The 11,877-nt window shown below is 49.1% G+C and carries 10 protein-coding genes; all 10 read left to right on the top strand.

Annotation, left to right across the window (positions count from 1 at the left end; translation table 11 throughout):
• Positions 1–24 precede the first annotated feature (24 nt).
• The 10 genes from JD108_RS20465 to JD108_RS20420 all read left to right on the top strand — a co-directional run bounded on the left by JD108_RS20465 (position 25) and on the right by JD108_RS20420 (position 11,851).
• A complete protein-coding gene (locus tag JD108_RS20465) occupies positions 25–1,134 on the top strand; it encodes a hypothetical protein (RefSeq protein WP_198827756.1) in 1,110 nt (369 codons plus the stop codon).
• Between the two features lie 168 nt (positions 1,135–1,302).
• Positions 1,303–1,815, top strand: a complete 513-nt coding sequence (locus tag JD108_RS20460; RefSeq protein WP_198827755.1) for a hypothetical protein — start codon at positions 1,303–1,305, stop codon at positions 1,813–1,815.
• Positions 1,816–1,891: 76 nt separating this feature from the next.
• Complete coding sequence (locus JD108_RS20455) at positions 1,892–4,498, top strand: hypothetical protein (protein WP_198827754.1); 2,607 nt, start codon at positions 1,892–1,894, stop codon at positions 4,496–4,498.
• A gap of 195 nt (positions 4,499–4,693) precedes the next feature.
• On the top strand, positions 4,694–5,557 hold the full coding sequence (locus JD108_RS20450) for a tyrosine-type recombinase/integrase (protein WP_198827753.1): 864 nt from the start codon (positions 4,694–4,696) through the stop codon (positions 5,555–5,557).
• A gap of 102 nt (positions 5,558–5,659) precedes the next feature.
• Positions 5,660–6,580 (top strand): hypothetical protein, encoded by a 921-nt coding sequence (locus JD108_RS20445; RefSeq protein ID WP_228728232.1) that lies wholly within the window; start codon positions 5,660–5,662, stop codon positions 6,578–6,580.
• 109 nt (positions 6,581–6,689) lie between these two features.
• Positions 6,690–8,030 carry an Ig-like domain-containing protein gene (locus JD108_RS20440; RefSeq protein WP_198827752.1) on the top strand — a complete coding sequence of 447 codons (1,341 nt, stop codon included), beginning with the start codon at positions 6,690–6,692 and terminating at the stop codon, positions 8,028–8,030.
• A gap of 276 nt (positions 8,031–8,306) precedes the next feature.
• Positions 8,307–8,738, top strand: a complete 432-nt coding sequence (locus tag JD108_RS20435; RefSeq protein WP_198827751.1) for a HEPN domain-containing protein — start codon at positions 8,307–8,309, stop codon at positions 8,736–8,738.
• Complete coding sequence (locus tag JD108_RS20430) at positions 8,714–9,034, top strand: nucleotidyltransferase family protein (RefSeq protein ID WP_198827750.1); 321 nt, start codon at positions 8,714–8,716, stop codon at positions 9,032–9,034. The genes JD108_RS20435 and JD108_RS20430 overlap by 25 nt, the downstream gene beginning before the upstream one ends.
• Positions 9,035–9,070: 36 nt before the next feature.
• Positions 9,071–9,331 (top strand): type II toxin-antitoxin system MqsA family antitoxin, encoded by a 261-nt coding sequence (locus JD108_RS20425; RefSeq protein WP_198827749.1) that lies wholly within the window; start codon positions 9,071–9,073, stop codon positions 9,329–9,331.
• 423 nt (positions 9,332–9,754) lie between these two features.
• Complete coding sequence (locus JD108_RS20420; protein WP_198827748.1) at positions 9,755–11,851, top strand: Ig-like domain-containing protein; 2,097 nt, start codon at positions 9,755–9,757, stop codon at positions 11,849–11,851.
• Positions 11,852–11,877 lie beyond the last annotated feature (26 nt).

Genomic DNA, 11,877 nt, shown 5'->3' with positions numbered 1-11,877 from the left:
ATACTCAAGAAAGAGTGGGAAACAATGAAGCTGCAGCAAAAAGTAATCGAGGGTGGAATCTTCAATCGGGATTTGACGTGGGAGGAGATGTGCGAGGAGCTAGGGTGGCCCGAAGAAACATTTAAGTTCCGGTTTAAGAAATTCTGTGAACGATACTCCTTTCGTCCAGAGGATTTCCAGGAAAAGGGGGCATATCTGTTTCGCAAGGAATGGAATGAGATTCTCTATGTACTTCTTAACAGCATCCATGAGCATCCCTTGTACCGAGAAGGAAATACCGAAAAGACCGCACCATTCGACAAAATGGTACATTACTATCGGCAGCTGCTTGACGATATAGAAGACTGCCTGCCGCGAGACATTAGAATGGATCTCATGAGTCACCCGATCTATCTGAACACCAAGCTCGAATTTTCGATGATGGAGAAACTACAAGAAAAAATGGGTTCATGGATGAGCTTGGTCACTACGATGCCTCCTCGTGTTCGGGTCATGATGTGGCAGAAGATGAACCACAGTATGGATGAGTGGGCGAAGATTCTTTGTGCTGTTCATGTTCGAGCTCAAGAAATCCAACAGTTGTTGGAATCGGATGAGTATCTGTCCGAAGGAGAAAAGGAAGCTCAGTTGGAGCACTTGGATGTTCTGTTAGCTCACCGGCTGCGGAAGGAAATCAACAGGACCAAATTCCGAATGGATGAAAAAATAATAGCAGCGATGCAACACCTGGATCAGATTGCATTAGGGCTGCGAAGATTCATAGGGGAAGAGGAAGACAGTAAATATGTCAAACAGGAGTTTGAAAGACGTGTCCTACCCATCCTCGACGAACAAGATCGGAAGAGAGAGGGGATTCTGACCAACCTGCTCATTGAAACGCAAAGACTCGTGGATCAATGGAGAGAGATTGGACGAGTATTGGCGGATCTTCGAAAGGAACTCGATGAAATGACCGAATTGCCAGATAAAGAAAAGGAAAAATACAAGAGGGCGGCGGAAACGATTGGCGAGGTATATCGTCAATTGTCGTCGGAGAGAACGAAACAGTTCCTGGCTGACGTAGAAGGATTGTTTCAAAAATCCGTCGCCACATCGGTTGCTAAAAGTCAGGAGATGATCAGAAGCGAACGATAAGTTTGCTTCTTTTTTTTTTGCCGGATACCACAAATCCTGAAATTTGTCAAGGTAAGTGCCCTTACTCCTCTTCCCTCAATATTGAAGTGCGAAGAGAGTATGATCATCCTTGAAAGGAAGATGCTTCAACAGCTTCCATTTCAAAAAGATATCAAGGAGTGAATGTAAATGAAAAAAAACCGTACCATCAAACGACCCCTCACCAACCAAACGATTGTCCAAGAAGGAGTGTACAACGGCTGTGAAATCGAATCCGCCGACATCATGGAGAGGGGCAGCCAATTCCATGAAACCGGCAAGCGCGATGTTCTGAATCTGAAGGTCAGAATTCCGCTTCCGAATGGAGATTTTGCGATTCTGTTCTACGCCCCGAACCTGTCATGGGGAGCGAAAAGCCGGATGGTGAAACTGTTGCAAGACCTTGAGGCCCTCCCTGATCCGGGCGAGGACCTCGACCTCGACAGTCTGGTCGGCATGAAGGTGACCGTCTTCGTCGAGAACGTCGAGAAGGACGACAAAACTTATAGCAACATCGTGAAGATGAAAAAAGAGAAGGGTACTGCGGAGATGCCTTCCGTTTCCGAAAAAAAGGTAGCCCAACACGATCAGGAAGAAGTGGAGAACTTCTTCAAGGATGAAAACGAGTACGAAGAGGTTGGATCGATGGATCTGATCGACTAGCCAGATCAACACCCTCAGTAGCTGTCGTGGCTACAGAGGGGAACCTTCGCAAAACAAAATGGAGAGGAGAACCAACATGAATCACATAGAAAACGCAATTGAGGAAATGATCCAGGCGCTTACCCTCTTGGCACACGAAAACGAAGTGAGGGAGCTGCGCATACTGGACACCGCAAAAGGCACCGTTAGAGGCTATTTTAACGACTGGGAGGCGCTGGCTGAGGCAGCGGAGCGCTACAACGGACAAGCCAACATCTACGTAACCCTGAATCCGGTAAAGCCAGCTCTGCTAGCGAGAGCGGAAAACCGGGTGGTTGAGAGAGCCAAACAGACGACGAGCGACGTGGACATCGACCGTCGGTGCTGGTTTCCCATCGACTTCGATCCGGTACGTCCGGCAGGCATTTCTTCCACCGATGAGGAGCATGAAGCGGCGATCGCGCTCGCCAAAGAGGTACGCGACCAGCTGCGTGAGAAAGGGTGGCCCGAACCCATTTTGGCGGACAGCGGAAACGGGGCCCACCTGCTCTACTACATCAATTTGCCTAACGACGAGGCAAGCACGGAGCTCATTCAAAAAGCGCTGCAGGCGTTAGACCTGAAGTACAGCACGGATCAGGTACAGATCGACACGTCCACCTACAACGCGGCCCGCATCTGGAAGCTGTACGGAACCGTGGCCTGCAAGGGGGACGACACGAAAGAGCGTCCGCATCGGCAGGCACAGATTCTCGAATGCCCGGATGAGATCCACATCGTGCAAGTGGAACTGCTTCAGGAACTGGCAGACGAGATGCCCGAAATCGAAGTGCCCAAAAAAAAGAACAGGAGGGCCGAAAGGAAGGGTGGCACTTTCGACCTCGAAGCGTGGCTCTCCGAACAGGGTCTCGAAGTTGCCTTGAAAGCCCGCTGGCAAAACAAGGCGACCAAGTACGTGCTGGAAACGTGTCCGTGGAATGAGGATCACACCAACCGTAGCGCCTACCTCATCCAGTTCGACGACGGAGGTATCGCCGCTGGGTGCCATCACAACAGCTGCGCGAGCCAGAACTGGGAGACGCTTCGCGATCTGCTGGAGCCGGATTGGCGGCAATCTAAAGGAAGATCCCCCGGTGACAAAGGCGGAGACGAGAGTCAGACAGACATTCTCATCCGTTTGGGTAACGAGGCGAAGTTTTTCCGTAACGAAATCGAGGACGCGTTCGCGGCGGTTGAAGTCGACGGCCACATAGAGCTGATGAAGGTGAGAGGCAAACAGTTCAAGCTGTGGCTCACCAAGAAGTTCTTTGAAGAGACGGGTAAAGCCCCCGGAATGGACGCGATGAACCAGGCGCTCAGTGTGATGGAAATGAAGGCCATGTTCGGCGGGAACGAGCACAAACTGCAGCTACGCGTTGCGGAAAAGGACGACACATTCTACTACGATCTGGCCGATAAGGAGTGGCGGGCTGTTCGCATCTCTGCCCATGGCGTGAGCATCGAAAAAAATCCGCCGATCCTTTTCGTCCGCAACAAGAATATGAAAGCGCAGGTCGAGCCCGACTTTAGCGGAGACCTGCTGCTCATCCTGAAACACGTACGTTTGAAAAACCCCGACGATCAAGTGCTTTATCTCGTCTACATCGTTTCCTGCTTCGTTCCGGGGATCCCCCATCCCGTTCTCGTACTGAGCGGGGAGAAAGGGGCGTCGAAATCTACGACGTTGCGGATGACCAGATCGATCGTTGACCCAGCCGTTCGCGATCTGCTCACAATGCCCAACAGCAAGCAAGACCTAGCGCTCACGCTGGCCAACAACTACATGCCCTGCTTTGATAATCTCGACACACTCTCTGTGGAGAAAAGCGATCTGATTTGCATCTCTTCGACAGGCGGGGGATTCAGCAAGAGGACGTTGTACAGCGACGATGACGAGACCATTCTGGAAATTCAACGCTGTGTTGGGATGAACGGGATCAACGTCGTTGCCACTCGGGCCGATCTTCTGGATCGTTCGATTGTCATCGAGCTGGAGCGTATCGACGACAGCGAGCGGAAAGAAGAGCGCGAGTTGTGGGAGGCGTTTGATGCGGACAAGCCGCAGATCGTGGGCGGCGCGATGCGAGCCCTGTCCCAAGCGAAGGCAATTTACCCGAATCTGAAATTGAACAAACTGGGACGCATGGCCGATTTCACGCGCTGGGGATACGCGATCGCGGAAGTACTGGGGCTTGGCGGAAAACGGTTCCTAGACGCGTACTTCAACAATCAGAACCGCTCCAACGAAGAGGCGATTTCGGCTCATCCGGTCGCGGCGGCGATCGTGGCCTTGATGAAAGGCCGAAAAAGGTACAGTGCATCGGTGGCCAGCTTGTTACGAGAACTGGAACGCGTGGCGGAGACGGAGAAAATTAACACCCGTGTCGAGTCTTTTCCGAAAGCGGCCCACATGCTGAGCCGACGCCTGAAAGAAGTGAAGTCGAACCTAAATCAATTGGGCATCATTTTTGACATTCGTCATGCAGGCGACTTCAAACTGGTGACGATCGAAAAAGTGAACCCCTCTTCGACAGCTCTTGAAAACGAAACGGATGAAATCGAGGAGCCTGTCCCAGCGAGAAGGCTGCAGCGCCCGGCTTTAAGTGGGCCAACGACCAACGAGGGAATGGTCGGATGTGAGCTGGAGGAAGAGTTTGAAGAGTAGAACGGACATCACCATTTTTTCTCCCAGGTTTCCGTCAGCAGGAACAGTGTCGGCAGAAAGTCCAAGCGGCTGTCGGCACTGACCCTACTGACGCTACGCGTGGAGAAAAAGGGGACGTTATTTCTGCAACTACCAATATTTGGAATAGATATTATGTTTTTGAATCGAGATGAAAACATCAACGGAGGGATTTCCATGTTGCTGAAAGACGCCATCCATAAGTTTCTACACTACCTGACTTCGCTGGAGCGGAGCGAGCAGACGACCTCCGGGTACGAAAAAGACTTGAAATTGTTCTCCCGCTTCCTGGAGAAGAAGTACAACTGCTCACCCTACCTGGAAGAGGTCTCGGCTGCAGACATCGAAGACTACTTGCTGTGGCTGAAGGAGGAACGCAACTACGCGCCAGCCAGCCGGGCACGAAACCTCTACACGCTGCGCTCCTTCTTCGCCTACGCGTACAAGAAGGAGCTGGTGGCAAGAAACGTGGCCTTGTCGGTGGAGAACATCAAGACGCAGCAAAAAGAGCGGGTCTACCTGACCGAGGAGGAGGTTCAGCAGCTGGTAGGAGCCATCGACCATGATCTCATTCGGCTGGTGGTTCAGGTGCTCTACCTGACAGGCCTGCGGATCTCGGAGTGCCTTGACCTCACCCTGGACACGGTCGATTTGGAGCGGAAAGTGATCCGTGTCGTCGCCGGAAAGGGGAACAAAGACCGGAACATCCCCATCTCGGACAAGCTCCTGCCGCTTCTTCGACACTACGTGGAGCATGACCGACCCTACACGGATTCCGACCTGTTTTTCTGTACGAAGAAGACAGGGAAGCTGTCTCCCGTGTACGTGAACCGGGTACTGGCCGATGCGGTGGAAAAGCTGGGGTGGAAGAAGAAAGTGACCGCCCACATCCTGCGCCACAGCTTTGCCAGCCAGTTGGTGAAGAAAGAGGTCAACCTAGTGCAAATCCAAAAGCTGCTCGGGCACTCTTCACTCAAAGTGACCAGCATCTACACCCATAGCAACCTGGAGCAGCTCAGTGAAGCGGTGAACGTGCTGTAGGACAGCACAATACCCCAATTTCCCTAGCGTAGCGTCAGTGGTGGCAAAAGCGGCACTGATAGTATTGTCAGCACTGACGCTGCTTTCGGGGGATTCGGCCCAATGAAACGCAATCAGGAGAAAAAGCAATCTTTTGTAGCTCGAGAGGGCGCAAAGATTTTGCAAAGCATTAACAATAACGCAGAAAAAAGGAGTGTTGAACAATGGCCATGCCAATTGACAAAAAAACCGATCTACGACGAGCGAGTGAAAGAGATCCTGCAGGGATTTGCGGAGGGCAAGTCCAGAGAAGAGCTGGCGAAGGAGTTTGGTCACAAAACCTACAAGTCGCTCGACATGTACATGCGTCGCCGAAATTTCACGTGGGACGGCAGGAAGGGAACCTACGTACCTCTGTACAGCCGTGTTGACCGGGAACAAGTCGAGCTGTCCCTCGTTCCTTCGACCAAAGTGGCTCGCGTGCTCGCCCTGTTTGAGAAAGAAGGTGCGGACGCGAGAACCGTTGCCAAGCAGCTTGGCTTCCAGGATCACCGGGAGCTTGCCACCTACATGAAGGCGAGAGGGTACGAATGGTCGTCCGAAAAAGGAACGTACGTCAAAATGCTCGGTGAAGTGGTACAAGAGGAGGAGTTGGAAGTGGAGGCACTTGAAAGCACTTTTGATGGTGGCCAATTGGAGGCCGAGCAAGAGCAAGGCAGTCAGACGAAGGCAGCGCGTCGCGGAGGCATCGGAGGGCAGTTGGAGCGGTTTTTGCCCCTCCTGGAGCTGCTGGAACGAAACAAAGACAAGTTGATCGACGCATTCCTCCCCGGAGCGGGAGTGGCGAAGGTGCCCCGCTACATCGTGCCGGGGATCGCGACGGTCAAGTCCGTCCACATGATGAACACCCTGCGCGATCTGGTAGTGGAGTACAGTCTTGAGAAGAACATCAGCCAACGCGAAATCTTCGAGGTCGCTCTGATCGAGTTTTTCCGAAAGTACGGGTATGAGAGAGAAGTGGAAACCCTTCTAAAGAGTTCATAAACACGGTCTGGAGAAGAACGACAAAAGTTCTTCTCCAGATTTTTCTTTTTTGAAGGAAAATTATTGAAAAATGTAGAATTTTGTCAATTGAAGGAGGTTGCTATCAACAATGAAAAGAATTCGTACTCATTTTCTAGGCAAGGTTTACTCCCTAATTCTCGCGGGTTGTGTGGCGGTCAGTACCGCTCTGGTTGCTGTACCTGCTACCGTACAGGCTGAAAAGGCGGTCTACGTACAGGCCAGCCAGGAGTACACGAACCTTTCCACCAAAACCACTTGGCAGGTGACCTTTGATAAGGATCTGGACAAATCCACCGTCACGACCAACAACATCACCATCACTGACAAGGATGGGAATGCCCAAAGCATTACGGTGACCTACTCAACCAAAAAGTACATTACGGTTAAGCCGAAAAAGCCTCTGGCAAAGAAAGCGGAGTTCACCTTGAAAGTTGATCAAATCAAGGACAAGAACGGAAACTTTCTCGGTAAGATGGAAATCAAGTTCACGACAGGCACGTCCACATCCAGCAAGACCGTAAAGGTGAAGTTTGCTTCTGAGGAAACGGGAGGTGGCGATCAAACGGAGATCGACAGGTTGAGAAAGGAAAACGAACAATTAAAGAGCCAAATTCGTTCCCTGGAAGCGGAAATTGAGAGGCTCCGCGAACGAATCCGTGAGCTTGAAAACGGCGGTGGTAGCGGGGATCAGGATAACACCCCACTAACGCATGAATACTTCACTGTAACGTACCCCAAAGGGTACAAAGACGAAGCGAATAACATGTACAAGTACATGGAGGAGAGCGTTAAAGCGGCGAAAGAGGAATTCGGTAACCTCGTAGACGTTGAAAGATGGCTGAAGCAGCCTAAGCCAGTGACCATCGTCATTCATGACAAGCCTGATGACAAGGCCGATGTGGGTTTGTGGTCGCTTTATGGCCTGAACGACGGCTCCTTCGAGATTCACCTCTTGGGCAAAAAGGCACATTATGTGCGTTGCTGCACCAATGTCGGAAAAGAATACGACGACCTATACTTTAAGGTTACGACGATCCACGAGTACCTTTCCATCCCGCTGAGGAAAGCAGTCGGAGAGAAGAAAAAAGGGTGGTCTAACCTATATTCCGCTCCCGAGTGGTTCGTGCAGGGAATGGAAGAATACTATGGGTATCATTATGGAAACGATCCTGAAACGATCAGAATTTTGACTCAGCGCGTAAAGGACGACCGAAATCGTATCAAATTCTCGTCCAGTGGGATAACCGTACAAGGCACCTACGAAGATGGAGCGGTGCTGGCGTTTTTCCTTTACGAAACGTACGGGAAAACAAAAGTGCAGAACGTCCTGATGAGCAAAGAACCAAAGTGGGAAAAAGCATTCTTGAAAGAGTTTGGCAGCTACTCCGACATGGAAAAGGCCTTCAACAACTGGTTGTCTAAAAAATAGCTTGTTTACGGGCTGGTGGCAACAGATTTGCCATCAGCCTGTTGGTTGTGTTTGTCCTATTCTGAACCTGGAGAAAAAGAAACGAAGGAGAAAATAAACAAAGGGCAGCCCATTTTGGATGCTTAGAGCTCCAGAAAGGGCTTTTCCTATTTCATGGAGATTTGTTTTCATTCGTATATAATGAAGATAAGTATGAATTCAATCGGATCTTAACGCGATGGCCTGATGGTGTAGCTTGTCATTCTTTCGACCATAATAGAAGGAGAGGTGACGAAAGTGAATAACAATGAAAAATATGAATACTGGGAAGATATAGCGGAGTATGACTTAGCAACGGCTCGGGCCATGCTCCAATCAGGTCGATACCTGTACGTCGTGTTTATGTGCCAGCAGGCCATCGAGAAGTTAGTCAAGGGTTTGTATGTCCTTTATACAGGGGAGGAACCGCCACGTACCCACAACATATGGCTTGTTCTGAGTGCCTTGGCCGAGTATGAATCTTTTCAACAAAAAGCGAACGATGCCACGTTTGTGGAGAAAAAAGCGACATACAAACCGTTTTTTGCCGAGTTGGTGGCGTACTATATATCGGAGCGGTATCCATCGTATCGTGAAAAGTTGTCCATGTCCGTGAAGGAAGAAAAAGCACGTCAAGTCATGGGAAAGACGGAGGAGGTATTTCGATGGCTGCAATCCCTGCGGAAGTGAAACGGGTAGTGGAGGAGTATGTTCGCAACATTAGTCAGTTGATTCCCGTAAAAAAGGCTGTCCTGTTTGGTTCGTATGCCAAAGGTACGTTCGACGAGGGAAGTGACGTTGATCTGGCCATCTTCTCCGATTATTTCGAGCAGATGGATCGGGTCGAGGGCATCAAATTCTTGTTGATGCACGCGATGGACTACCACGTTGATTTGGAACCGATTGCTTTTACCGAGAAAGAATATGCCATGAAGGAAGGGATTGTCGGCGAAATCCTCAAGACAGGCGTTGAAATCGCTGTTTGAAGGGAAGTGATCTTGTTTCGACAGGAGGAACCGATTTTGAAACATTGCTTCATGTGCGAAGGAGATCTGGAACAAAAGCTTGTCACGGTCGAACGTGATTGGATGGGCAAAAAAATCATCATCGAGGACGTACCCACCGAGGTGTGCGATCAATGCGGGGAACGATATTTCGACGCGGAGACGACGCTTCGGATGGAGAGAATCAAGAAGGCGTCCATGTACCCGCAAGAGCAAGCGATCACGATCCCGGCGTTTGTCCGAAAGTTTGACCTCCTGCCGAATGTGCAGGAGGGCTAACCCAAGAAACGCATTCGCTGCCCGATCCTCATGCCTAACGTAGTGTCACAAGAAGCAAGGTTGAGAAAAAAGCGTTGTCGCTCCTGACACAATTGACGCTACGCTAGGGCTTTCACAGGGAATCACAACTGTTGATTTCCTGTTTTCTTTTTTTAGTGATCCACCTACTTATTGCAACTCGTTTCTTCCATTATATATAGATCAACTACAGGATGAGAAACATGTTGGGAAACTGTCATATAAATAATGAGTTTTCCGATTGGAAAAGTATGAAAAAATCCAGGTTAGGGTTGTGCTATTAACAGCACTACTGTAGATGTTAAGTTCGGGACTGCTGTAGATAAATCTACTGCTGAAGATTTTACAAATAACTACAGCATCACTAAGGTTGGCGGCAGCGCACTGACTATTGCAGGAGCAAAATTGCAAGCAGATGGAGTGACTGTACGTCTTACTTTGAACTCTGCTACAGCGCTCACTAAATTGGCAACAAATTACACTGTACATGTGCACGATGTACTGAATACTGACGGAGATGAAATCGAAGAATTCTCTCAAGTAATCTCCTTGTCTGACTCCGTACGTCCAGAAGTAAAAGCTACTAGCTTTGTAGACACTAATACTTTCAAAGTGGAATTCACTGAGCCAGTAGATCTTTCTAACCTGAATACCGCAGTTACGGTTTACGATGGACTTACACCAGTTACCGTTACTAAGACTGCAAACAACACTACTAAAACTTCTTTCACAGTAGATGTATCTGGTTTGGACAGCAAAAAAGAATACAAATTGGTTGTTAACAGCCAAATCGTAGACTTCGCTGGAAATGCAATTTCTCCAAACCCATATGAAACAATCATCAAGCCTGTAGCTGATACTGTTGATCCACTCGTTGATAGCATTACTGCAGTAAACCGTACCTTCTTCAAAGTTAAATTTAACGAGAAGATTAAGGATCAAGGTGCAGGTGTATACTTCAACGTTGCAATTGACGACACGAACGTAACTCCTACATCTGTTACTCCTGTAGCTGATTCCAACGACACTGAGTTTGTCGTTGAGCTTGGTAGCGCTCAGTCTAAAGGACTGCACAAAGTAACGGTTAAGAACTTCCAAGACGTTGCTGGAAATCCTAATCCAAAAACAGATTCCAGCTTCACCAAATATGTTGATTTCCAAGATGCAGCTCCTACATTTACAACTACAACCGGAGTTGTGAAAAATATCGCGGGTACCAACTACATTGTGTTCAAGTTTGCTAACCCGATTGCATCTAAATCTATCTCCTCTGCTGTAGCGGCTAAGCGTGTAGCTGATGGTATTACTTTCGATACTACGATTGCTGCTTCTGCATTCAAAATTCAAGCAGGTGTTGGCGGTGTAAGCGGACTTGCTAATGATGAACTTGCTATCGATACAACAGGCTTGAGTGCTGGTTCTTACTCCGTAACTCTTCCAGCAGGGGCAGTAACCGATGCATACGCAGATAGCAACGTTGCTACTGCTCTTGACTTTGCTGTAGGTACAGCAAGCGCACAAACTCAAGTTCTGGCTGCTACTGAACCATCTGGTTCTAACCCAATCAACGGTGACACTTCTGGTGAAACTGTTGATCAAGTAATCGTGAAGTTCTCTGCGGAAGTTGGCGATAGCGCTAAAGACGTTACCAACTACTCTGTTGAAGGACAACGCGTCTTCAAATCTGCTGAATTCTACGGCGACAAACAAACTGTTCGTTTGACTCTGAACGATGATGCTATTAAGTACGATGGCAGCTACGTTCTCGCAATTAACAACATTAAAGACAAAAACGGTAAAGACGTTAAAGCGTACAGCAAGCTGATCAAGTTCGCTGAGAACGTGAAACCTTACATCGCTAAGGCTGAAGTAACTGGTCTTGAAGCTGTTAAGGTAACATTCTCTGAAGCAGTTTCCGCAACTTCCCCAGCTGTTCTGGATAAGAATGACCTGAACGTATATGTGAACGGAACTAAAGTTGCTCTTGATTCCGCTACGTTCTCCGGAAACACTGCTGTAATCGATTTGACTAATGCACTGACCAGCACAACTGCTACCGTTGACGTTGAAACAGCTGCAGGCTTCGATGGCCACGATGCAAACGGCAACTTCGGTAAGACTCTGCAAAAAGTAACTGCTGCTTGGAAGATCGCTGATGGATCCGGTACTGGTGTTGCAGGGACAGCTACCCAAGTAACTGCAGGTGTAGCTCCTACACCAGGTACAGCGGAAGTTAATAAGTTGGCTGTAAGTGCCGGAGCATCTAGTACAGGTGACATTGCCCTTGCCTTTGGTGATGGTACAATATCTGAAACTGCAACTGTAACCCTTGCAGGTACAGAGACTGCAGCTCAAGTAGCAACAGCAATTGCAAATGCATTCAATGCTCTGAATAGCGGTGCAGGTGTAGCTGGCTACACAATCGCAGCATCTGGTGCTGATGTAACATTTACCGCTGACGCAGCTGCAGCTGATAAAACAGTTACAATCACTTTGAACTAAGCAACTCAAATAAGGGATCGGTGCCT

It is taken from the genome of Brevibacillus composti, assembly GCF_016406105.1.
Lineage (GTDB): Bacteria > Bacillota > Bacilli > Brevibacillales > Brevibacillaceae > Brevibacillus > Brevibacillus composti.
This window is presented reverse-complemented; position numbering and strand designations above follow the sequence as displayed.

What these genes read in the sequence shown, in the direction of transcription:
- JD108_RS20465 (WP_198827756.1), top strand. Translation starts at nt 25, where the DNA reads ATGAAGCTGCAGCAAAAAGTAATCGAGGGTGGAATCTTCAATCGGGAT.
- JD108_RS20460 (WP_198827755.1), top strand. Translation starts at nt 1,303, where the DNA reads ATGAAAAAAAACCGTACCATCAAACGACCCCTCACCAACCAAACGATT.
- JD108_RS20455 (WP_198827754.1), top strand. Translation starts at nt 1,892, where the DNA reads ATGAATCACATAGAAAACGCAATTGAGGAAATGATCCAGGCGCTTACC.
- JD108_RS20450 (WP_198827753.1), top strand. Translation starts at nt 4,694, where the DNA reads ATGTTGCTGAAAGACGCCATCCATAAGTTTCTACACTACCTGACTTCG.
- JD108_RS20445 (WP_228728232.1), top strand. Translation starts at nt 5,660, where the DNA reads ATGAAACGCAATCAGGAGAAAAAGCAATCTTTTGTAGCTCGAGAGGGC.
- JD108_RS20440 (WP_198827752.1), top strand. Translation starts at nt 6,690, where the DNA reads ATGAAAAGAATTCGTACTCATTTTCTAGGCAAGGTTTACTCCCTAATT.
- JD108_RS20430 (WP_198827750.1), top strand. Translation starts at nt 8,714, where the DNA reads ATGGCTGCAATCCCTGCGGAAGTGAAACGGGTAGTGGAGGAGTATGTT.